This window comes from Paenibacillus hamazuiensis (assembly GCF_023276405.1).
Classification (GTDB): Bacteria; Bacillota; Bacilli; order Paenibacillales; family NBRC-103111; genus Paenibacillus_AF; species Paenibacillus_AF hamazuiensis.
Window position 1 is genome coordinate 7462629 of sequence record NZ_JALRMO010000001.1, and the last position, 21130, is coordinate 7483758.

22 protein-coding genes are annotated in these 21130 nt (G+C 58.1%); 13 read left to right on the forward strand and 9 right to left on the reverse strand.

What is annotated here, in order from left to right; translation table 11 throughout:
* Positions 1-458: 458 nt before the first annotated feature.
* The 6 genes from MYS68_RS32910 to MYS68_RS32935 all read left to right on the forward strand — a co-directional run bounded on the left by MYS68_RS32910 (position 459) and on the right by MYS68_RS32935 (position 5044).
* The gene (locus MYS68_RS32910) at positions 459-1103 is read left to right on the forward strand and encodes a nitroreductase family protein (RefSeq protein ID WP_248929816.1); all 645 of its coding nucleotides are present in this window, start codon (positions 459-461) and stop codon (positions 1101-1103) included.
* A gap of 141 nt (positions 1104-1244) precedes the next feature.
* Entirely contained in the window at positions 1245-1985 is a 741-nt protein-coding gene (locus MYS68_RS32915) for a DL-endopeptidase inhibitor IseA family protein (protein ID WP_248929817.1), read from the forward strand.
* A 183-nt stretch (positions 1986-2168) separates the two neighbouring features.
* Positions 2169-2756, forward strand: a complete 588-nt coding sequence (locus tag MYS68_RS32920; RefSeq protein ID WP_248929818.1) for a TetR/AcrR family transcriptional regulator — start codon at positions 2169-2171, stop codon at positions 2754-2756.
* Positions 2757-2823: 67 nt separating this feature from the next.
* Positions 2824-3345: an FAD-dependent oxidoreductase gene (locus tag MYS68_RS32925; protein ID WP_275983595.1), complete on the forward strand. Its 522-nt coding sequence runs from the start codon at positions 2824-2826 to the stop codon at positions 3343-3345.
* Positions 3346-3351: 6 nt separating this feature from the next.
* Positions 3352-4089 carry an FAD-dependent oxidoreductase gene (locus tag MYS68_RS32930; protein ID WP_275984110.1) on the forward strand — a complete coding sequence of 246 codons (738 nt, stop codon included), beginning with the start codon at positions 3352-3354 and terminating at the stop codon, positions 4087-4089.
* Positions 4082-5044: a DMT family transporter gene (locus MYS68_RS32935; protein WP_248929820.1), complete on the forward strand. Its 963-nt coding sequence runs from the start codon at positions 4082-4084 to the stop codon at positions 5042-5044. Before MYS68_RS32930 ends, MYS68_RS32935 begins: the two co-directional genes overlap by 8 nt.
* 364 nt (positions 5045-5408) lie before the next feature.
* On the opposite strand, the gene MYS68_RS32940 is transcribed toward MYS68_RS32935, so the two are convergent.
* Positions 5409-5867: a VOC family protein gene (locus MYS68_RS32940; protein ID WP_248929821.1), complete on the reverse strand. Its 459-nt coding sequence runs from the start codon at positions 5865-5867 to the stop codon at positions 5409-5411.
* Between the two features lie 196 nt (positions 5868-6063).
* Between MYS68_RS32940 and MYS68_RS32945 the strand changes: the two genes are divergently transcribed.
* Together MYS68_RS32945 and dgoD are read left to right on the forward strand one after the other, a co-directional pair.
* On the forward strand, positions 6064-6750 hold the full coding sequence (locus MYS68_RS32945) for a FadR/GntR family transcriptional regulator (protein ID WP_248929822.1): 687 nt from the start codon (positions 6064-6066) through the stop codon (positions 6748-6750).
* A gap of 37 nt (positions 6751-6787) precedes the next feature.
* Entirely contained in the window at positions 6788-7936 is a 1149-nt protein-coding gene (gene dgoD / locus MYS68_RS32950) for a galactonate dehydratase (RefSeq protein WP_248929823.1), read from the forward strand.
* Positions 7937-8056: 120 nt separating this feature from the next.
* On the opposite strand, the gene MYS68_RS32955 is transcribed toward dgoD, so the two are convergent.
* From MYS68_RS32955 to MYS68_RS32975, 5 genes are all read right to left on the reverse strand, one after another.
* The gene (locus tag MYS68_RS32955) at positions 8057-8536 is read right to left on the reverse strand and encodes a DinB family protein (RefSeq protein WP_248929824.1); all 480 of its coding nucleotides are present in this window, start codon (positions 8534-8536) and stop codon (positions 8057-8059) included.
* Between the two features lie 187 nt (positions 8537-8723).
* Positions 8724-8792, reverse strand: coding sequence for a hypothetical protein (locus MYS68_RS32960; RefSeq protein WP_248931086.1), 69 nt, complete (start codon positions 8790-8792; stop codon positions 8724-8726).
* 360 nt (positions 8793-9152) lie between these two features.
* Positions 9153-10199, reverse strand: a complete 1047-nt coding sequence (locus MYS68_RS32965) for an ABC transporter permease (protein WP_420852177.1) — start codon at positions 10197-10199, stop codon at positions 9153-9155.
* The gene (locus tag MYS68_RS32970) at positions 10196-11179 is read right to left on the reverse strand and encodes an ABC transporter ATP-binding protein (protein WP_248931088.1); all 984 of its coding nucleotides are present in this window, start codon (positions 11177-11179) and stop codon (positions 10196-10198) included. Before MYS68_RS32970 ends, MYS68_RS32965 begins: the two co-directional genes overlap by 4 nt.
* Before the next feature lie 158 nt (positions 11180-11337).
* Positions 11338-12489 carry a COG1470 family protein gene (locus MYS68_RS32975; protein WP_248929825.1) on the reverse strand — a complete coding sequence of 384 codons (1152 nt, stop codon included), beginning with the start codon at positions 12487-12489 and terminating at the stop codon, positions 11338-11340.
* A gap of 219 nt (positions 12490-12708) precedes the next feature.
* Here MYS68_RS32975 and MYS68_RS32980 point away from each other — a divergent pair, with 219 nt between their 5' ends.
* The 4 genes from MYS68_RS32980 (at position 12709) to MYS68_RS32995 (ending at position 17743) form a co-directional block, all read left to right on the forward strand.
* Entirely contained in the window at positions 12709-13308 is a 600-nt protein-coding gene (locus MYS68_RS32980; protein ID WP_248929826.1) for an RNA polymerase sigma factor, read from the forward strand.
* Positions 13292-14062: an anti-sigma factor domain-containing protein gene (locus tag MYS68_RS32985; RefSeq protein WP_248929827.1), complete on the forward strand. Its 771-nt coding sequence runs from the start codon at positions 13292-13294 to the stop codon at positions 14060-14062. Before MYS68_RS32980 ends, MYS68_RS32985 begins: the two co-directional genes overlap by 17 nt.
* Before the next feature lie 411 nt (positions 14063-14473).
* Positions 14474-15049: a TetR/AcrR family transcriptional regulator gene (locus MYS68_RS32990; RefSeq protein ID WP_248929828.1), complete on the forward strand. Its 576-nt coding sequence runs from the start codon at positions 14474-14476 to the stop codon at positions 15047-15049.
* Positions 15050-15064: 15 nt separating this feature from the next.
* Positions 15065-17743, forward strand: a complete 2679-nt coding sequence (locus MYS68_RS32995) for a phosphoenolpyruvate synthase (protein ID WP_248929829.1) — start codon at positions 15065-15067, stop codon at positions 17741-17743.
* Positions 17744-18648: 905 nt separating this feature from the next.
* On the opposite strand, the gene MYS68_RS33000 is transcribed toward MYS68_RS32995, so the two are convergent.
* The 3 genes from MYS68_RS33000 to MYS68_RS33010 all read right to left on the reverse strand — a co-directional run bounded on the left by MYS68_RS33000 (position 18649) and on the right by MYS68_RS33010 (position 20578).
* Positions 18649-19083 carry a GNAT family N-acetyltransferase gene (locus MYS68_RS33000; protein WP_248929830.1) on the reverse strand — a complete coding sequence of 145 codons (435 nt, stop codon included), beginning with the start codon at positions 19081-19083 and terminating at the stop codon, positions 18649-18651.
* A gap of 296 nt (positions 19084-19379) precedes the next feature.
* Positions 19380-19826 (reverse strand): DUF2269 family protein, encoded by a 447-nt coding sequence (locus tag MYS68_RS33005; protein WP_248929831.1) that lies wholly within the window; start codon positions 19824-19826, stop codon positions 19380-19382.
* Positions 19827-19849: 23 nt separating this feature from the next.
* Positions 19850-20578: an NAD(P)-dependent oxidoreductase gene (locus tag MYS68_RS33010; RefSeq protein ID WP_248929832.1), complete on the reverse strand. Its 729-nt coding sequence runs from the start codon at positions 20576-20578 to the stop codon at positions 19850-19852.
* Positions 20579-20763: 185 nt separating this feature from the next.
* On the opposite strand from MYS68_RS33010, the gene MYS68_RS33015 reads away from it, so the two are divergent.
* Positions 20764-21129, forward strand: coding sequence for a winged helix-turn-helix transcriptional regulator (locus MYS68_RS33015; RefSeq protein WP_248929833.1), 366 nt, complete (start codon positions 20764-20766; stop codon positions 21127-21129).
* Position 21130: the final 1 nt, after the last annotated feature.

Here is a 21130-nt window from a genome sequence, read left to right on the forward strand (position 1 = left end):
TTTTTTTTTTTTTATATCAAAATTTAATTTCCGCCAAATACCAAAGGGAACTGCCGGTTAACGGAACAAGGCTGCCGAACGTTTCGCCCGGCAGCGTTGCGGTGACTGTTTGCTGCGCTCAGGAGTGCATCAAACCGTCTGCATTAATGATGGTAAGAACGAGAATCAACACAAAAAATACAACGGGCGGCATCGTTTTGCCAATCGTATCTTTGACCCTTATATGCACGTTTGCAGAACCTGAGAAGACGTAGTATAAAATCAGCAAGCTTTGAAGAACGGCAAGATGGGCGGCATTTCTAACCCATCTAAGTACACGTATTATTAACCCCGCAGCAAACGTAAGTTCCGCTAACCCTTGAACTGCTCCTGTTAGCAGCCGTGCGGTCGGTTTTTTTAGGAGCGATCGGGGAGATAGTATAGAAGAAACACCTGAATTACCGAAAAGGAGAGATCGCATGACAGTCCTTGTGGAGCAGGCGGTGCAGCAAGCGGTGCGGCACGTGATGAAAGCCCGTTCCAGCGTAAAACGTTACGAAATCGGCAGGACGATTCCGGAAAACGTTTTGCACGAGATCATCGAGCTGGCCGGGACGGCGCCTTCATCTTGGAATTTGCAGCATTGGACATTCATTGTCGTTCAGGATCAGAGCCGGAAGGAGCGGATTTTGCCGGTCGCAAACAACCAGCGCCAGGTGGTCGAATGTTCGGCGCTCGTCGTCGTGCTGGCCGATTTGGAAGCGAACCGGAATGCCGGGGAGATTTATGAGGAAGCGGTCAAACAAGGCTTGATGACGGAAGAGATTAAGGAGATTTTGATCAAGCAAATTGAGCAGGCTTATGCGAACGTTCCGAATATCGGTCTGATCGAAGCGTACAAAAACTCGTCGCTCGCGGCGATGCAGCTGATGCTGGCGGCCAAAGCGGCCGGCATCGACTCCTGTCCGATGGGCGGGTTTAACCCGCAGGGATTGCGGGAGCTTCTGCGCATTCCGGAGAGGTACGCTCCTTCCTTGCTGATTTCCCTCGGCTACGGCGCGAAAGAAGCGCATCCGTCAAGCCGTTTTCCGTTGGACAAAGTGATGGTCAAAGAATCTTTTTAACGCAGCGTGTTTACGAAAACGTTTGTCCCTGACAGGTAAGTCCGCTCTACGGAGCGGGCTTCTTTTTTTCCGGCGAAACGTTTTCCGTTATCTCCTCGTCTAATATTATAAGTCCGTCAAAAACTGACAGGAGATGTTAAGGTGAAAAAAGGCAATGTAAAATCGTTTGTTTGCGGAGTTATCGTCGGCTCGGTCGTGTTTTCGGGCATTTCTTACGCCGCGCCGCAGGTGGTCAAGCTGATCGTGGACGGCAAGGAAGTGCAAACGGAGGCGCCGCCGCAAATTATCGACGGCAGCACGATGATTCCGGCGAGAGGGCTCGCCGAGGCGCTCGGCGCCAGAGTGGAGTGGGACGAGGCGAATAAAGCGGTCGTTGTCACAAGCGAAGCGTACGGCAAGTTTGCGGCGGCGGAGCTCGGCGACCTGCAGGCGAAGGAATTGCTTGCCGCAGCGCAAAGCGCCTACTGGCACGTGGCGAACGGCGGAACGATCCCGGAGGGGCCCGTGCAGGCGTTTGTCCCGGAGGGAGAAAAGACGGAGTACCGCTGGCTCGGCAGCGACATCGACACGAAAACGAAATATGCCGACTACTTGAAAAAGGTATTTACAGCGGGTCAGGTGGATGATTTCATCAACAGCCAGCTCAAGAGCAAAGCGCTGCTTGAAATCGACGGCAAGCTGGCGCAGCCTGACGCTGACGGCGGCAGCGCGTATCGCTGGGGAGAGTCGGCCATAACGCTGACCAAAGACGAAGGAGTCCGGAGAACGTACAAGGCGATTGTGCCCGAAGGAGACAAGCCCGGCAAAAAAAGCGATGTGCAGCTGCTCTATGTAAGAGGCGCAGGCTGGCGTGTAGACGCGTTTGTCTCGATGTTCCGCTGATCGTACATAGGTTTGGCCATGCCGATCCGCTGCATCGTTTGTTCGATGCGGCGGATTTTATGTTCCGATGGCGAATGCGGCAAAATTTTGTTTGCCGATCGTCATTGACAGCTGGCGAGATTTGGCATATGATAATGTCAGTAACCACTGACAGACATGTGTTTGAAGAAAGGTGGGCGGATGATGGATACCACCAAGCTGGGGAGCAGCGACAGACTGCTGCTGGCTGCGATCAATCTGATCTCGGAGAGGGGCTACAACGGCGTAACTACGCAGGAAATCGCCGCCGCCGCCGGCCTCAGCGAGAAGACGCTGTTTCGACATTTCGGCAGCAAGCAGAAGCTTCTGGAAGCCGCCTTCGACCGGTTTCATTATGCGGAGGAGATGAGGAAGCTTTTCGAGGAGAAGATCGTATGGGAACTGGAGACGGACCTGCTTACCGTCAGCAGAACGTACCACGAGATCATGAACCGCAACCGGAAGCTGATCCAAATCAGCACCAAGGATGAAATCCAATTGCCGGGATTCAAGGAACGAACGATGCAGCATCCTTTGCAGCTATTGGAATTTTTGACCGATTACTTCATCCTGATGGCTGAGAAAGGCAAGATGATTCGCACAAATCCGCGAATGCAGGCCTTTACGTTCATGATGTCGCAGTTCGGTGCATTCGTCAACGATTTGGAGGCAGGGAAGAACTATCCGGACATCGCGCTCGAACCTTTCATGCAGGAGAGTGTAAAAATATTCGCTAGGGCGTTAACCCCCTAGCTATTTTTACAAAGCAAATGTCAGTAAGTGCTGACGGACAAAACGATATTTTGGGAGGCTGATGGCAATGACATTGGAAAAAAACTCGTACGATACCGCGGTGATCGGCGGAGGACTTACAGGGCTTACGGCTGCCGTTTATTTGGCAAGATCGGGACGGTCCGTTGTTGTTCTTGAAAAGGAGAGCCGGTTGGGAGGGCTCGCCGAAACGGCCAAGATGAACGGAGCGCTGTTCAACCTGGGCCCTCATGCCATGTACGAAGGAGGCGCCGCGCTTCGCATTTTGAACGAACTCGGATGTATGCCGGAGGGAGGATACGCAGCGAAAGGCAGCATGATCGGGATTTTGCAGGGAAGGATCGTAGAGGTGCCGACAGGGTTAACTCAGGAAGAGAATATGGAATGGCGCGGGCTGATGGGCGGTTTGAGTCAGATCGATACCGAATCGATCCGTTCGGTCAGCGTGCAGGAATGGGCGGAGAGCAGCATTCGCCGCGAACGCGTCCGTCTTTTCTTCTATGCCATGTGCCGGCAGTGGTCCTATTGCGGCGATATGAGCGCATTGAGCGCCGGCTTTGCGATCGAGTAGGGCCAACTGGCCGGGCGGGGCGTCCGTTATGTGGAAAGAGGCTGGCAAACCGTTGTCGACGATTTGCGGCAAGCGGCTGTCCGGGCCGGGGCGGAAGTCGCCACGGGCTGCGGCGTGGAACAAATCGTGCGGAGTGACGGCCGGGTACATGCCTTGAGATTGTCGGACGGCACGGAAATCAAAGTGTCTGCCGTTATCTCGGCGGCAGGGCCTCAAGAGACATGCCGGCTCGTAGACGGGGCGGAGCGCATCTCGATAGGGAGATGGAGCAAGGAGTCGAGCCCTCTGTATGCCGCATGCCTGGACGTGGCTCTGGGACGGCTGCCTTATCCGGAGCGTGTGTTTGCGCTTGGGCTGGATGAACCGTTGTATTTTTCCAAGCATTCGGGACCTGTTACGCTCAGCGACAACGGCGCGCATGTGCTTCACGTGATGAGGTATAACGACAGCGATTGCAAGAGAGACGCGGAGGCGGACGAGAGGGGGTTGGCCCGCCTCATGGATCTTCTGGAGCCGGGCTGGGATAAAGAGGTCGTCGCCATGCGGTTTACGCCGAACGTCCTGGTCGCGCACGACTTGCGTACGGCGCACCGCCATGGGGCGGGGCCGGCTCCCGGTCCCGCCGTTCCGGAAGTTCCCGGATTATTCGTAGCCGGGGACTGGGTCGGTCCGGAAGGACGGCTTGCCGACGCGGCGCTGGCCAGCGCCAAATCAGCCGCTCAGGGGGCGATGTGTTATGCGTAATTCCGCCTCGGCGCTGCGTTCGAAAGGGGTCAAGCTTGCTTACGTGCTCGCCGTCATCAATTCCGTCCTTATCGGTATTTCGTTCTTGTCCGCCAAAATGACTCTGGACTTCGCGGGGCCGCTGGATACGTTGACATTCCGTTTTGCCGCCGCGTTCGCCATCCTGTCGATTGCGGTGGCGTGCGGCATAATGAAGCTGAATTACCGCGGCAAGCCGGTGCGTCAGTTGATGCTGCTGTCCGGCATGTATCCGCTCGGTTTTTTCCTGCTGCAAACGTTCGGGCTGCAGGCCGCCACTTCGGCGGAGGGAGGGATTATCAATGCGTTTGCGCCGGTCGTCACTATGGCACTCGCTTCCGTATTTTTGAAGGAAACCGCGTCCCGGCTGCAAAAGCTGTCCACCCTGCTGTCGGTTGCCGGCGTTGCATTTATTTTTGTCATGAAGGGAAGCAGCGTCGATTTTTCCAAGATGAAGGGGATTTTCCTGCTGCTCTTGGCAGCCGTAATGTTTGCGGGATACAGCGTGCTCGCGCGTTCCGTTTCCAAACATTTTTCTGCGGCGGAAATTGCTTTTTTCATGGTGGGGGTCGGCTTCGCCGTTTTTCTGACCGGATCGTTCGCTGTGCATGTGCCAAGCGGAACGCTGGGCAGTCTGGCCTCTCCGTTTGCGAGCACTGCATTCATTTTGCTGATCCTTTACCTCGGCGCGGTCCAGGTGGCTACTGCGGTAATGGGAAGTTATGTCTTGTCGCGAATCGAAGCTTGGAAGTCGGGCGTTTTTATCAACCTGTCCACCGTGGTTTCCGTTGCCGCCGGCGCATGGGTCCTTGGAGAAGACATCGCCTGGTATCATCTGTTCGGCTCGGCGCTCATCATTATCGGGGTGATTGGAACGAATCTGCCGGCGCGTGACGGTGTTCGGAGAGGGAAACTGTACTATCATAAGTTGAATTGAACCGCAGCTGCAGGTTTCGGCTCGTGCGGTGCGGTATAAGGTGTAACGGTTGCAGGTGAGCTTATGAGGGGCAATGGGTGATTTCGGAACGGTAACGGTTGCAGGTGAGCTTATTGGAGTCAAATGGGCGATTTCAGAACGGTAACGGTTGCCGGAGCGGTTATTTGTGAACTTTCATCGTTTTGCGGGGTACAAGATGAGAAATAAGCTCTGTCACAACCGTTACGATTTAAAAATGACGTTTTTGAGCCAAATAAGCTCAGTGGCAACCGTTAGCCTACCCGAACCTATGGCGCACATGCCATGAAGGTTTGCTGGGTGGATATTTTCCTCCCCCTCCATCGTTTCATGTCCACTCTTTTGTTCAATTTATATCATTCCGGTTATTATTCATTTCCTCAATCCTCTTAGCCTGCTCTTCCGGCGTTAAGTCCTCTATGTGGGTGGCAATCCACCAAAGATTGCCGAACGGGTCTTTGACCCCTCCGTATCTCTCGCCGGCATGCTTCATATCGGTCGGAACCATCATCGACTGGGCCCCGTGTTCAAGCGCTTTTTCGTAAATGCGGTCGCAGTCTTGAACGTAAATGTAGATGGAAGCCGGAAAAACCCCAAATTCCTTCGTCGGCTCGCCCGCCATAATGACGGAATCGCCTACCGCAATCTCGGCATGCATGACGGATCCGTCGGGCCTGTCCAGCTTGTATTTCAGCTTGCCGCCAAAGACATGTTCAATGAACTTCAGCAGCTGCGTTACGTTTTCCACCATCAAGTAGGGGATGACCGTTCTCATTCCTTCAGGCTGGTAATCGACTTTGTTCAAGGATTCCGCCTCTCCTTTCGCAGACCTGATCTTCATACCTGTAATCATACCATATAAGGCATATTCAGGGAATTTCCTCTCCCGTAAACCAGTCACGTCATTTAACTGTTGAAACATCAGATGAATTTGTATATTATAAAAATAGATCATATGAATTTATGCACATAGATTTCTCGGATAGGGGAATTTTGTAAAGATGAGCAAAAAGCTGACGTACGAAACCGTCTACGAGGAAATCAAACGCCGCATCCGTTCGGGCGAATGGAAGCAGGGGGAGAAGATGCCCCCGCTGGAGCAGCTGTCCGCCGAGCTTGGCGTCGGCATCTCGTCGGTACGCGAAGCGGTGCGCATTCTCGGCAAGCAGAAGATTTTGACGATCGAGCAGGGGCGCGGCACGTTCGTCACCGATGACTTGTCGGACGCTTCACACGATCGCCTGGATTTTCTCGAGCGCGCCTCGATGCTGCAGTTGACCGAAGCCCGCCTCATCATCGAACCGGAGCTGGCGGCCCTCGCGGCGGAGAAGGCGACGGAAGAAGAGGCGGAGCGCATCATGGCCACGGCGATGGCGATGAAGAAGAAGGTGGAGCGGGGCGAGCCTTTTTTGCAGGAAGATATGCAGTTTCACGAATTCATCGCGCGCGCCGCGCACAATGACGTGATGGTCCATATGATGGACCGGATCAGCGACCTGCTCATCGACAGCCGCCGCCGCTCCATGAAGTGGCCGGGGATGCACGAGAAGGCGTCCAGCTACCACTACCTGATCGCGAGAGCGATTGCAGACCGCAATCCGACCCAGGCGAGAGTGCTGATGAAAAGCCATTTGGAGGACATGCTGAGCGAGCTGCGCAAGGAGCTGCAGCCCAAGGACCAGGCATAAAACATTGCCAACTTAAACGGAGAGAGGGAATGAAACGATGAAGATCAAATCGATGGAGCTGTTTAAAGTGCCGCCGCGGTGGCTGTTTTTGAAGGTGACGACGGACGACGGCATTGTCGGCTGGGGCGAGCCGATCGTGGAAGGCAAAGCGGACACGGTGCGGACGGCCGTGGAGGAAATGAGCGAATATTTGATCGGCAAAGAAGCAGGCAATATCGAGGATTTGTGGCAGGTGCTGTACCGCGGCGGCTTTTACCGGGGCGGCCCGATTTTGACGAGCGCGATTTCCGGCATCGAGCAGGCGCTATGGGATATTAAAGGCAAGCGGCTCGGCGTGCCGGTGTATGAGCTGCTCGGCGGAGCGGTGCGCGACAAGATGCGCGTGTACGTGTGGATCGGCGGCGACAAGCCGTCCGATGTGGCCGAGCAGGCGAAGCAAAAGGTCGCGGAAGGTTACACCGCGGTGAAAATGAACGGCACCGAGGAGATGGAGTGGATCGACACGCACGCGAAGGTCGAGGCGGCGGTGCAGCGCATCGCTTCGATCCGCGACGCGGTCGGCTACGGGCTCGGGGTCGGCATCGATTTCCACGGCCGCGTGCACAAGACGATGGCGAAGGTGCTCATGAAGGAGCTGGAGCCGTACAAGCCGATGTTCATCGAAGAGCCGGTGCTGCCGGAAAACAACGAGGCGCTGCTCGAGATCGCACGCAATGTCAGCACGCCGATCGCCACGGGCGAACGGATGTACACGCGCTGGGACTTTAAGGGGCTGCTCGCGCAGGGCGGCGTGGACATCATCCAGCCGGACCTCAGCCACGCCGGCGGCATCTGGGAAGTGCGCAAAATCGCGGCGATGGCGGAAGCATACGACGTGGCCGTGGCGCCGCACTGTCCGCTCGGTCCGATCGCGCTCGCGGCTTCGCTGCAGCTCGATTTTTGCTCGCCGAATGCGTTCATTCAGGAACAGAGCCTCGGCATTCACTACAACCAAGGCTCCGACTTGCTCGATTATTTGACGGACAAGGCGCAGTTCGGCTACGAGGCCGGCTTCGTGAAGCGGCTTACGGGCCCGGGGCTCGGCATCGAGGTCAACGAGGAGAAGGTGCGCGAGATGGCGAAAATCGGCCACCAATGGCGCAATCCGGTATGGCGCAACGCCGACGGTACCGTGGCGGAGTGGTGATGTAAGTGAGCGAGAGGGGGAGGACGCCAAGGGCGTATCTCCCCTGCTCTTTTATGCGGACAGTTTGTTAGAGACGGACGTGAAAATCCCTGTGTTTTCGGGCAGGGAGCTTTGACCGTTCTACATTGCAGCCGAGCGGATAAAATCGTCGATTTGCTTTTTATGGTGCATGTCATGAGGGACGAAGCCCTGCAGGTAGTCGCGAACGGTAAACTTATTTCCGTCGCCGTCCGCATATTCCTTAATGAAATCTTCCTCCCGCAGCCTCGAAAGAACGTGGATGATTTTCATTCGGTAATGCAGAAGCTGCTCTACGATGGATTGTCTGCTTTGCGTTTCGGCATATTCTCTGGCGCCGGCGTTGAACCGGTCGAAATCTAAATGTTTAACCGTCAGTGGCTGATCATGCGCGATCTTCTCGATGCCTTCTTCATAATAATATTTGTCCCAAAGCATGATGTGGCTCAAAATGTCCTTTACAGTCCACTTCCCGGCAGCTATCGGCCGGTTCCAAAGCTCTTCCTCCAACTCATTTAATTCTTCCGCATAATGAATAAAAGCTTTGAATTCCTCAACCATTTCGAGTGAGGTTTGGGGCATTTGCGGCAGCTCCTTTTCCGGTGTGGTTTATTTAAATATACGGTTTTCAACGGCTTGCAGGTATGTTATGATTTATATATCAAAGCCGAGTGCTGCGAACACTCGGCATACAATTGGCTTGGATGGGGTCCCCTTCCAGTCATAAGGACAAAAACCCACCTTCGGCTCGGAACCTTGGGGTGGGTTTTTACTTTCTCTTGTAGTTATTCGCGATGTATGCTAAAAGTGCATTGACAAAAGTTGCAAAAGCGATCATGACGAGGATTGCATCTTTTACCTCCACAGTTTCACCTCCTTTCGAAGGGAAACCATGCCCACCCAAGGTTCAATTGTACATGTCCATCATACCATAAATGTCCAATATAATGAAGAACATTCGTTCGTTTTCCTGAGGTGTTGCATGAGTGCACTTAAATAGAAAAGCTCTGACCGAAGCCTTCTCGATGAAGATACATTCTTGTTATAGAGGAAGCTTTTCAAGGTACAGAAGTTCTCATACGCGCTCCAGCGCATTAATGAATTAACTTTCTGGCGATAAAAAAGGAGCGTGTCCCGGAAACAAAAGAGTTCCGGCAGCGCTCCTTTTTCGCGCAGATCAATTCGGCCCAAAGCCGATTTAGTTCCGCGAGCGGATTTCCTGGCGCATAAACATGACATACGCTGCGGCAAAGCAGATGAGCGTCTCGGCGACCATACCGGTAAGCTGCGGCCAGACGAGCAGGATGCTTTGTCCGAGCGGCAAGGGGCTCGGAATCGCGCCGATGATTTGCTCCATCGTCAGCGGTCCGAGCGAGCGGACGGAGGGGACGAGCAGCGTGGTCGTCGCCTCGCTGAACAGCTGGCTCGGGGAGAGCCGCATCAGCATTTGGACCCACTCCGTGTGGCTGATGATGGCGTCGGCATCGCTTGGGTCCGACGGACCGGAGCCGGCTGCCAAGTCGACCAGCATGCCGTAGAAGACGCTGAAGAAAATCCACACCGCCATGCAGGTGAGCGCCGAAGTGGCCGCCTGGCGAAGGCGGACGGACAGCATGATCGACAGGTTCAGCCAGAACGCTACGTAGACGGTGCTCGTCAGCAAAAACAGGATCAGCCGCCACACTTCCTCCGGGGTCGGCGGGATGCCGAGGATCAGCATGCCGAGGCCGGTCACGAGAAAGCCCAGCGCGAAAAACATCACGCCGATGACAATAAGCGCCGCCACGAACTTGGCGTTCAGCACGTCGTCGCGATGCACGGGCTGCGCCATCAAGCGGCTGAGCGTCCCTTTGCTTCGCTCCGAGTTGATCGCGTCGAACCCGAGACCGATGCCGAGCAGCGGGCCGAGAAACGAGACGAACGTGATGAACGGCGGCAGTGTGCCGTTGGTGGACGTAAACAGGTTCAGGAAGAAAAACGACCTGACCTCGTTTTCAGTAGCAATCGCGCTTCTCATTCCGGTGGAGGCCGTGTACAGCGAGCCGAGGCAGGTCAGCAGCATCAGCACGCATAAAATGCCGTACCGCCAGCTGCGGATGTGATCGGCGATTTCCTTCTGCACGATCGCCATAAACGGCGACGTGGAGGATAGGCCGGCCGAATCCCGGCGGCTTGAGAAAACGGCGAACCGTCGGGCCCAAGCGGCCTTCAGGCCGGGAATCCAGTCCAAGCGCTTCAGGTTCATCCCGTTTTCCTCCCTTCGAAGTAGCGGTGATAAATTTCGTCGAGTCCGTACTGCTTCTTGCTGAGCGACAGCAGATCGAAGCCGGAGGCCAGCACGGTGCGGGCGATGTCCGCGGAAACGTCCCGCTCGCAGCCGATGTGCAGGCTTAAGGAGCCGGTTTCGCCGCGGCGTACCGTCTGCACGCCCCCCAACTGCTGCAGCGATAATTCAAGCTCGGTCAGCGTCAAGGAAGCCGCTTCGGTGCCGCCGTCCGTGCCGCCGCCTTGGGCTTCGCGAATCTCCGTCTCGATCCACACCGGCTCGCCGGCAAACAGCTGCGCGGACAGCTCGCCGACGGTGCCGACCGCGAGCAGCGAGCCTTGCACGAACAGCCCGACCCGATCGCATATTTGCTGCACCTGATGCAGCTGGTGCGATGAGAGCAGCACGGTGATGCCCTCGTTACGGCTGAGGCTGCGAATGAGCTCGAGCAGCTCGCGAACGCCTTCCGGGTCGATGCCGAGCGTCGGTTCGTCGAGAATGATGACCTCCGGTTTTTTGATCAGCACGTCGGCGAGGCCGAGCCTTTGCCGCATGCCGCGGGAGTATGTCCCTGCTTTCTTGTCCGCGGCTTCCTTCAGGCCGACCAGCTCGAGCAGCTGGTTCGCCCGCTCCAAAGCCTCCGCCGCTCCGACGCGGTTGAGCCGCGCGGTGAACAGCAGGTTCTCCAGCCCCGTGCGGTCTTCGTAAAAGCCGACATCGTCCGGCAAATAGCCGACCCGGCGTTTGACGAGCAAAGGCTGGCGAGTCGGATCGACGCCGCAGACGCGCACCTTGCCGGCTGTCGGTTCGGCAAGTCCGAGCATCATCAGGATCGTCGTCGATTTGCCGGCGCCGTTCGGACCGAGCAGCCCGAAAATTTCGCCGTGGCCGATGCGCAGGCTGAGCTTGTTCACGGCGGTGAAATCGCCATACTTCTTGGTCAGCCCGGACAGCTCGATGAGCGGCTCCTTTTCCGATACGGCATCAGCGGTATCAGCGGTACCGACGCTAGGGGACTGAGCGGTTTCGGTGATTTCAGCCGGCTCCGCGCTTTCAGCGGACTGAGCGGCCTCCTCATCGTGCCGGGAGATAGGTTCGTTGTTGTCTGCGCTCACGGTTATCGCCTCCCGTACGTGCGGAACAAATAATACACGCCGTAGATGACGGCGGCAATGATCAGAATGCCGATCCAGCCCCACAGCACCGACGTCTTTACCGCCATGCGCAGCGAGGCGTCCGCCGATTTCTCCGCCGTCTTGGCGGTCATGGATACGACGTAGTCGCCGGCGATCGCCTTTTTATCGGCTTTGATCGTTGCGACCACCTGCGTCGAGGCGCCGGGATCGAGAGAGTTCACCTTGGCCGGCTCGAACGTCACCTCCCAGCCGGTCGGTGCGGACGAGCTCATGTCGATGTCTTTAAGCGGCGCGGAGCCTTTGTTCGTGACCTGCATCGTCACCTTCCTCGTGCTGCCGGCCGTAATGTCGGACGCCAGGTTGCCGTTTGGCGTGCTCAGCTCGATCGCGTACGTTCCGGTGACGACCGCCTCCAGCTCGAGCTGGCCGCCGGTACCGTTGCCCGACGCGGAGATCGGGATTTTGAACGAGCCTGCAGTCACCGCATCCGGGGGAGTGACGGCGACGCTGATATCCTGGGATGCGTTCGGCTCGACATTGACCGAAGTGACGTTTTTGCCGTCAGCGGAAAACTGCACGCTCCAGCCTTTCGGCGGCTCGGCCTTAAGAGCGTACAGCTGCTTGCCGGCCGTTTTGTTGCGCAGCGTGACAGAGTAGTTGAACGACGATTTGGACGTGCCCTCCATGTTCGGCTGCTTGGAGCTCAGATCGGTGCTGTAGGTGCCCTGCTGCGAAACGTTGACCGTCAGCGGCAAGGTCGCGAAGCCTTTGGCGTTCAGGTTCAGCGTGTACGCGCCTTTATCGATTTTGAGCGGAACGGTTAGCTGCAGATTGACGTTTTGCGATTGCTTCGGCCGAACCGATATTTTCTGCACGGTGCGTCCGCCGGCCGTCAGCTCGGTTTGCCAGCCGTCGGGAGCGTTTTCCACCGCGAGCTCGACCGTTTGGATTTTGTCGGAACTGTTGATGACGTCGACCGAATAACTGATCGAATCGCCCGGCGGCGCCGAGATGCTGGCGTAAGGCGTATACAGCTCCACCCCTCCCTCGGCAAAAGCGGCTCCGGCCAGGCTGAACAAGCCAAGCAGAAAAGCCGTCAGCAAAATAAACGGTTTGTTCAAACAGCGCTTCATGCTACAAGTTACCTCCCTTTGTTTTTTTCGGTTTCGAACTGGATACGAGTGGGAAGGCAAATCGGATTTATGGAAAAATGCCCGATTTCCAAGCTTAATTTCAGCTTAAAGGCAGCTTAAACGGATCTAAAATTTGCCGAAACCGGTTTCAAACGATCCGTTTTTTTGCTATGTAAAAAATAAGGGGATTTTACGGAAAAAACTCAGGAGGGGGCAGCCATGAAAATCAAAAGCGAGGAAGCCGAGTTTTTGCTGGCGGAAATGGAAAAAGGCTCGGTGGCCGCATTCGAGCGTTTTTACGAAGCGTATGCCGCGTTCGTCCTGCACATTGCCATCAGCATAACCGGAAACCGCATGGATGCGGAGGATTTATGCCACGACGTGATGCTGGAGGCTTGGAAAAAAGCGGCGACCTACGACAGCTCGCGGGGAAGCGTCGAGGCGTGGCTCGCGCTCAAAACGAAGAGCCGCTGCGTGGACGCCATCCGGCGCCGCAAGCGGTGGGAGGAGAAGGCGGTCCGCCTGTTCGAGCCGGAGGCTACGGAAAGCGCGGCGACCGAAAACGCAGCGCTGGCGCGCATCGGCTGGGCTCATCTTCGCGGAGCGCTCCGCCACATCCCGCTGAAGCAGCGGGATGCGGTGTACGGCGCCTACGTCGAGGGGATGACGCATACCGAGCTGGCGGGGCGCATGAACCAGCCGCTCGGAACGGTGAAATCGGTGATCCGGTATGGCTTGAAGGCGCTGCGCAAGCAGCTGACGCAAGCGGGCTGGCTGACGGAAGCGGGAGGTGAAGGCCGTCATGAATCGACAAGCTGAATGCGCCATAACGGAAGAAGCGGTAATCGATGCTTTGCTGCAGCCGGAGGATGCGGAGCAGCGGGTGCGCCTGCTTCGCCATGCTGCCGAGTGCGGCATATGCCGGGGGCGCATCCGCGAATGGGCCGGCGTACTGGGGCCCAGCCGCGGATGCGGGGAGCTTGCCCCGCCGCGGCACAGCGCAAGCTGGCGGCGTTTGCGCCGGGCGGTATGGCTGAGCGCACAGGCGCGCCGGCTGGCCGCGGGATGCTCGGCGCTTATGGCGAAGAGGCGCGGCCTCACCGCGTTCGGCGTGGCTGCGCTGCTCGCCTGTGGCGGATATTTCGGCGCGCTGACGGATGTGGCGGACCGCCTGCGCTCTCAGCCTCCGGAGCTGATGACTGCGCGAAACGACGAGGAGCTGATCCGCAGCTTCGCGATGATGGGCGGCCGCGCGCAGCAGGTGCCGGTGTATTCCGTAGGCCTCGGAAAGGCGAAAGGCATTGCGTTGGTCGGTGCGGACGACAGCGAGCTTCTGCTGCTGCTCGAAGGGCTGCAGGACGACCCGGAAGCGGCCTACCGCGTATGGTCGGTGCATGCGCAAAGCGCCGTTGACCTCGGCACGATGCGGCGGTCGCCGGGGAGGGCGCATCTGCATTACCAGGGCGGCGAGATGAACGTCGCGCAGACGATTTCCGTGCGGCGCGAGCCGAAGGGCGGCGTTCCGTTCGCCGATGCGCCCGAGGTGGCGCATGTGCAGCTGAGGCCGCGCTAAGCGAGAGGCAGGCGTAAAGCCGGCCGGCGGCCGGATTGGCTCAATCGTAAGTCGGGCCGCCGTCCGCCGGGTTAAGAAGCTGTGCGAATGCGAATGAGCGCTGACGTCAACTCCTTCGGGCATTGGCGTCGGCGCTTTTTTTGTCATTTTGGAAATAATGCGCAGCTCATTTTTGTGGTTAACCGGGGTTGCAGCGGCACGGATGGCTTTTGGGGCATTTGTTCTGAGGGAAGCAAAATTGTTATGGATCTGACAAACACGGAAGATATGCTGCACAAGGAGCGACTCGCAGCTATTGGTGAAAACGTCCTTTTTTCGGTAATCCGTTTGACGAAAAGTATTAAGATTATGTAAAATGGAAACCAGAAATACTTTGGAAGTTTCCTTGGTTGTACAATCGGAGGTTTTTTTATGGATGAAACGGTTAAACTGCGTATCGTTCGGGAAGCGGCCGGGCTTTTCCAGGCGAAAGGATACCGGAACGTGACGCTGAGTGAGTTGGCGGCCCGGCTCGGCATGAGCAAAAAGACGCTGTATCAATATTTTGGCGGCAAAGAGGAAATCGCCGAAGCGGTCATGGGACAGACCATGAAAGCGATCGCCGATGTCGTTGCCGAAAGTGCGAAGCAGGGGGGCGATCCGCTGCGCGTCCTGCAGGAAACGTTCGGCGGCATCCGAAACGAGATTACGAAGCTGAGCCCGCTGTTTTTGGAGGATTTGCAGAAGTTTGTTCCCGGCTTGTGGGAGCAGGTGGAGGCGTTCCGCGCCCGGCAGATGGTCTTTATCGAGGAGCTGCTGGTCAAGGCGAAGGAGGCCGGTTCGATCCGGGATGTGAATCCCCGTCTGGCCGCAGCGATCATGATGGAAACCATCCAGCGAATGGCTCGTCCGGATTTTGCCGCCAGGCAAGGTGTGACGATGTCGGAGGTGGCGGATACGCTCTTTGTTTTGTTTATAGAAGGGCTGCGTGCGGACGGAAAAAAATAGAGGAGCGTGCAAGCGATGAACGGTTATGTGCTGGATTTCGGTCAGATCGACAAAAGCAGCCTTCCGCTGGTCGGGGGAAAAGGCGCCAATCTCGGTGAGATGACGCAGGCCGGGTTTCCCGTTCCGTCCGGCTTTTGCGTCACCACCGAGGCTTACTGGACTTTCATCCGGCAGAGCGGGCGGATGCCGGAGTTTTTTCGGCGTCTGGAGCATGTTCGGGCTGATCAGCTGGAGGAAATCGCCGAGTTGGGCCGCGCCATTCGCGAGCATCTGGTTACGGTACCGATCCCCGCGGATGTCCGCGAAGCCATTGCCGGCGCGCTGCGCCGAGCGGGCGCCCGGTATGCTTACGCCGTGCGGTCCAGCGCCACCGCGGAGGATTTGCCGATGGCGTCGTTTGCGGGGCAGCAGGACACATATTTGAATGTGTGCGGAGAAGAGCAGCTGCTGGAGGCGATCCGCAAATGCTGGGCATCGCTGTTCACCGACCGGGCGATCTCTTACCGGGCCAAAAACCGCTTCGACCATCGCTCCGTTTTGCTGTCCGTGGTGGTGCAAAGCATGGTATTCCCCGAGGTGTCGGGCATCATGTTCACCGCCGATCCGGTGAGCGGCCGCCGCAGCACCGTATCGATCGACGCCAGCTTCGGGCTCGGGGAAGCGTTGGTATCCGGCCTCGTCTCAGCCGACCTGTATCAAGTGCGCGAAGGAAAGCTGACTCATAAAAAAATCGCCCGCAAAAAGCTCGCCATCTATTCCTTGCCCGAGGGAGGCACCGTGAAGAAGGAGCTGCCGGAGGAAGAGCAGCAGAGTCAGGCGCTCGGCGACCCGCAAATTTTGGAGCTGGCCGCGCTCGGCGGGGAAATCGAGCGGCATTACGGCTCGGAGCAGGACATCGAGTGGTGTTATGCGCAGGGGCGGTTTTACATCGTGCAAAGCCGGCCGATCACGTCCCTGTACCCGCTGCCGCAGATCGGTGTGGAGCTTGGCGGCGTTCCGCATCTGTTTTTCTCCTTCGGCCATCAGCAGATGATGACGGACGCGATTCGGCCGATGGGGCTGTCGCTGCTGCGGACGATGTTTCCGTTCGGCAAGCCGTCGACGCGGGAGGAAAGCCTGTTTACGACGGCAGCCGGAGGGAGAGTGTACGTCGATATTACGCCGCTCTTCGCCTTAAAACCGGCGCGCCGCCTGCTGCCGAAGGCGCTCCGCAACATCGACGAAATGATCGGAAACGGCGTCGCCGAGTACGTGCAGCGGGAGTCCGTCCGCCAGGTCCCCCGGCTGCCCGGCATAGAGAAAAGCGTAAGGGGATTTGCCGGCCCTGTTCTGCTGAGGGTGGTCCGCAATCTCCTTTTCGCTTCGGTTCCGCAGGCGGGCCGCGCTGTCAACGCTTATGTCGATGATTTCTATAAGCAGGCCGCGGAGCGTCTATCCGGCGTTACCGGCCCGGAACGGGTGATGCGCATTCAGGAGCAGATCGGTACCATGCTGCGGAGGCTGTTCACCGAACTGTTTGCGTATCCGCTGGCAGGCGTCATCTCTTCCTTTCTGATTCGCGGGCTGGCGGATCGTTGGCTGGGCAAACCGGACGTCATCCATGTGCTGAACAAGTCGCTGCCCGGCAACCTGACGAGCGAGCTGGGACTCATGATCGGCGATCTTGCCGATGCGGCCCGGCCTTATCCGCAGGTGATCGAGCTGATTCGCCATGCCGAGCCGGGGCAGTTCCGCGAGAAGCTGCGCCAGGCGGAAGGGGGCGACGTATTCGGCGCGGCGTGGGACCGGTTCATGGAGCTGTACGGGATGCGCTGCCCGGGGGAAATTGACGTGACGCGGCCGAGGTGGCGCGAAGACCCGGGCACACTGCTGCCGTCCATCGACAGCCACATGCGCAGCATGCAGCCCGGCGAGCACCGGGCGAAGTTCGCTCAGGGGGCCGCCGAGGCGGAGCAGGCGGCGTGCGAATTGCTCGAGCGTCTGCGCGCGCAGCCGCTGGGGTGGCTCAAAGCGAAGCTGATGTCGCGGCTTCTGCGCGTGTATCGCGGTTTGATGGGAGCGCGGGAGCATCCGAAATATTTGATGATGCGCAATTTTGAACTGGCTCGCGAAGGCATTCTCGCAGAGGCGCGGGTTTTGGTCGGGGAGGGCGTGCTGAAGCGGGAGGACGACGTTTTTTACCTGACGCTGAACGAACTGCTGGGGCTGACCAGGGGAGAGCGACCGGTTGATCTGGAGCAGCTGCTGGAGAAGCGTAAGGAAGAGTACGATCGCTTCCGTACGCTTACGCCGCCTCGCCTGATGACAAGCGAAGGCGAAATCGTAATCGGCCGGCGCCATCAGCAGGACGCGCCGGAAGGCGCGCTGCTCGGCACGCCCGTGTCCGCCGGCGTCATCGAAGGCATCGCCCGCGTCGTACTGCGGCCGGAGGAGGCCAAGCTGCAGAAGGGCGAAATTATGATCGCCCCCTTCACCGACCCCGGCTGGACGCCGCTGTTTCATTCCGCCGTCGGCCTCGTCATGGAGGTCGGCGGGCTCATGACCCACGGCGCCGTCGTCGCCCGCGAATACGGACTGCCGGCCGTCGTCGGCATCGACGGCGCGACCAAGCTGATCCGCGACGGCGACCGGATTCGGCTGGACGGCACCCGCGGCTACGTGCTGGTGCTGGAGCGGGGCGGGAAAGAGAAGTAGGCGGACAGCAGGGCGCGCCGGGGGCATGGATGGTTCCAGGGCTTGTAAATATCGCCCCATGGCGGTCGGCTGCTTCCGGCGGCGCCACCCGAGCTGAAAGCCGGATTAACCGGCTCTCAGCCTTCTCCGGCGCGCGGTCGGCACGCTGAGAGGCGGCCTTGCCTGCTCTCAGCCGCCGAACGGCTGCTTCGGGAGGCGCCACCCGAGCTGAAAGCCGGGTTTACCGCCTCTCAGCCTTTCCATGCGCGCGGTCGGCACGCTGAGAGGCGGCTTTGCCCGCTCTCGGCCGCCGAACGGCTGCTTCGGGGGGCGCCCCCCGGCCTGGGAGCCGGTATTACCGGCTCTCAGCCTTCTCCGGCGCTCAGCCGGCACGCTGAGAAGCGGCTTTGCCCGCTCTCGGCCGCCGAACGGCTGCTTCCGGCGGCGCAACCCGAGCTGAAAGCCGGATTAACCGGCTCTCAGCCGGCACGCTGAGAGGCGGCTTTGCCCGCTCTCAGCCGCCGATCGGCTGCTTCGGGAGGCGCGACCCGGGCTGAGAGCCGGATTAACCGCCTCTCAGCCCTCTCCAGCGCTCGGTGGGCACGCTGAGAGGCGGCTTTGCCCGCTCTCAGCCGCCGAACGGCTGCTTCCGGCGGCGCCCCTCGGCCTGAGAGCCGGTATTACCGGCTCTCAGCCTTCTCCGGCGCGCGGTCGGCACGCCGAAAGGCGGCTTTGCCCGCTCTCGGCCGCCGATCGGCCGCTTGCGGCGACTCCACCCGGTCTGAAAGCCGGATTAACCGGCTCTCAGCCGGCACGCTGAGAGGCGGCTTTGCCCGCTCTCAGCCACCGATCGGCTGCTTCCGGCGGCTCCCATTACCGACTCGACGTATGCACGGCTTCCGTGCGCCGTCCATTGTCTTGCAATTTCACTCCGCTCGCTCCCGCATCCGTTCGGGGGCCATTCTGCGCATCAGTTCCCTCCGCTCGAACCCGAACTGCTCGTAAAGGCCGTGCGCGTCGCGGGTGGCCAGCATCATGTTCGTATGGCGGATGGCCGGGTGCCCGGTCATGACCTGCATCATCCATTTGCTTAAGCCTTGACCGCGGTGGTCGGGGTGAATGATGACGTCGCACACCCAGGAAAAGGTCGTATAGTCGGTGACCACGCGCATAAAGCCCACCTGCTCGCCGCCTGCATAAAGACCGAAGCAAAGCGAGCTTTTCATGCTTTGCTCCACGGTCTCGGCGCTCCGACCGGCGGCCCAGTAGCTCGTTTGCAGCAGCGCGTGAATCTTGTCCAGCTGAAGCCTGCCGGAGTCGTCGCTAATTTGATAAGCCAAACGTTCGTGATTCCATTCCATCGTGCCTGTACCCTCCTCAAATCCGGTTGTATTAGAGTATAAAGGATACAATAACGCAATGAATACAGCGATTTTTGGCTTCTGTACTTTTACAGAGGATGAGGTAGTACGGACAAGGATACAGCCGTTATATCCTCGGGCAGCAAATATGCGGCGACCCGGATGCGCTTGGCAGCGACGGATTCGTGACGGCGGCATCAAGCCGGAGAGAGGCTCCCGTCCATCCGCGATATACCTGCCGGAGCGCAAAAAAACCGTCCCCGAAGGGCCGGTTATCGAGTGGCTTTACTGTGGTGTTAAAACGGCTTAACGACCATAAGCACGACTATGGCAATCATCAGCAGCTGTACCGCCAGTTCCAGCGGCGCGATCTGTTTCATCGCCTGCGCGAATTCGGCGGGGGCTTCATCCGCTTGACCCTTGGGTACGATCTTCATGATCTTTTTCAAACGCGGTTCGATCACCCCGTCGATCGCGACCACCACGAGCAGCGCCAAGAGGATGGACACATTCAGCCACATTTGCGATAACCCCATCTTGGCTATGATCATGAGCCAAACCCCTGTAACGATAAGCGCGGTTCCGCCTGCTTTGGGCAGCCAGGCAAGCTTGGCCGTTATGTCGAAAGCAAACTGAAGCTGGCCGGCGGTTTTGGCCGATCTGCGGATGACAGGCATGATGAAGGCGGGACCGATAAATGCAATGGCCCCGAGTATATGCAAAATGAGCAGCAATCCGAACATTCCGATCATCTCCTTCCGCCCGCTCAGCTAACCGGCATCTCGTTTCGGTAAGCGAGGCCGACCCGTCTGCCTTTAAACGGCCCTGCGAGCTCGAGATGGTTCAGCATGCAAGTTGCGACATCCTCGTAAGCGACATCCAGCTCCTGAAACCGGCTGAACAGGTGGCCGGCGATGTCGGCTGCGGATAATTCCCGGATCGTATCCGGAATCGGTACGGGCAAAATGTCCGTGGATACATGCAAACGAGCCGCCGGTACATGTTCCGCCGAGTCGACCATCGTGCCGGGACACATAACAGACCAATCCAACCCGGTCTGCCGCAGCCGCTCCAGATTCCGGTTATGGGTTTTGAACATCGGCGGGAAGCCGGGCAAATCGTTGCCGATGAGCCCGGTGCCGGGAATATCCAGCAGTCCCGCGCCGCCCATAAGCCATACCCGTCCGGTAAACCGAGGGTGATTTTCACATTGGCTTACGATATTGTCGACGATGCGAACAAACTCCTCTTCTTGGCCGGCGTTTCCGGCCGCGATGATCGCGGCGTCTTGATGCGAAAGCGCCTCACGGACGCTGACCGGGTCCATGATGTCCTGCGCAATCACTTTCACTTGACCGGCGATCCGCTCGCCCTGCTGCTCCAAAAGCTTTTCCCGGCTGCGCACGTAAGCGGTCATTTCGTGTCCAAGCTTTATACCCTGGGCGAGCACTCTTTTTCCCATATTTCCCGTTGCTCCGAAAACTATAATTTTCATCGGTTCCACTCCCTTTTTCCTCGAATCGTCTATTGGTTAACAATGCCTTATAAGATCAGGCGCACCTTTTCACAAAATTGCATCTCCGGATTGACTTAAGCTTAGCACCGCCCTAAAATCTTGTTAAGAACCCACTTTTATGTAGGGTACTTACTTGAAAGTAAGCTTGAGCAGGGAGGGATTGGATGGAATCCGGCGCGGAGGCAGCAGTGGAGAGAAGATGTCCTATTGAAACGGTGATTCATGTGCTCGGCGGGAAGTGGAAGCCAACGATCTTGTGGCTTTTGCTGGACTCCACCAAGCGGTTCAGCGAGCTGGAGAAGCTGATCCCCGAGGTGACCCAGAAGATGCTGGCACAGCATTTGCGCGAGCTGGAGAACGACCGGCTGGTGACACGGACGATTTATCCTTCGGTCCCTCCAAAAGTGGAATATTCGCTAAGCGACTATGGGAAGACGCTGGTGCCGGTGATGGAAGTCATGTGCGAGTGGGGCGAAACTCATCAACGGCCCGGCTCGAGGCCGACTGTCCGGGTATCCACCCAGGCATAAT

Excerpts from the sequence above, each read along its gene's own strand:
- MYS68_RS32910 (WP_248929816.1), top strand. The coding sequence starts at position 459 with ATGACAGTCCTTGTGGAGCAGGCGGTGCAGCAAGCGGTGCGGCACGTG.
- MYS68_RS32920 (WP_248929818.1), top strand. The coding sequence starts at position 2,169 with ATGGATACCACCAAGCTGGGGAGCAGCGACAGACTGCTGCTGGCTGCG.
- MYS68_RS32925 (WP_275983595.1), top strand. The coding sequence starts at position 2,824 with ATGACATTGGAAAAAAACTCGTACGATACCGCGGTGATCGGCGGAGGA.
- MYS68_RS32935 (WP_248929820.1), top strand. The coding sequence starts at position 4,082 with ATGCGTAATTCCGCCTCGGCGCTGCGTTCGAAAGGGGTCAAGCTTGCT.
- MYS68_RS32945 (WP_248929822.1), top strand. The coding sequence starts at position 6,064 with ATGAGCAAAAAGCTGACGTACGAAACCGTCTACGAGGAAATCAAACGC.
- dgoD (WP_248929823.1), top strand. The coding sequence starts at position 6,788 with ATGAAGATCAAATCGATGGAGCTGTTTAAAGTGCCGCCGCGGTGGCTG.
- MYS68_RS32955 (WP_248929824.1), bottom strand. The coding sequence starts at position 8,536 with ATGCCCCAAACCTCACTCGAAATGGTTGAGGAATTCAAAGCTTTTATT.
- MYS68_RS32965 (WP_420852177.1), bottom strand. The coding sequence starts at position 10,199 with ATGAACCTGAAGCGCTTGGACTGGATTCCCGGCCTGAAGGCCGCTTGG.
- MYS68_RS32975 (WP_248929825.1), bottom strand. The coding sequence starts at position 12,489 with ATGAAGCGCTGTTTGAACAAACCGTTTATTTTGCTGACGGCTTTTCTG.
- MYS68_RS32980 (WP_248929826.1), top strand. The coding sequence starts at position 12,709 with ATGAAAATCAAAAGCGAGGAAGCCGAGTTTTTGCTGGCGGAAATGGAA.
- MYS68_RS32985 (WP_248929827.1), top strand. The coding sequence starts at position 13,292 with ATGAATCGACAAGCTGAATGCGCCATAACGGAAGAAGCGGTAATCGAT.
- MYS68_RS32990 (WP_248929828.1), top strand. The coding sequence starts at position 14,474 with ATGGATGAAACGGTTAAACTGCGTATCGTTCGGGAAGCGGCCGGGCTT.
- MYS68_RS32995 (WP_248929829.1), top strand. The coding sequence starts at position 15,065 with ATGAACGGTTATGTGCTGGATTTCGGTCAGATCGACAAAAGCAGCCTT.
- MYS68_RS33000 (WP_248929830.1), bottom strand. The coding sequence starts at position 19,083 with ATGGAATGGAATCACGAACGTTTGGCTTATCAAATTAGCGACGACTCC.
- MYS68_RS33005 (WP_248929831.1), bottom strand. The coding sequence starts at position 19,826 with ATGTTCGGATTGCTGCTCATTTTGCATATACTCGGGGCCATTGCATTT.
- MYS68_RS33010 (WP_248929832.1), bottom strand. The coding sequence starts at position 20,578 with ATGAAAATTATAGTTTTCGGAGCAACGGGAAATATGGGAAAAAGAGTG.
- MYS68_RS33015 (WP_248929833.1), top strand. The coding sequence starts at position 20,764 with ATGGAATCCGGCGCGGAGGCAGCAGTGGAGAGAAGATGTCCTATTGAA.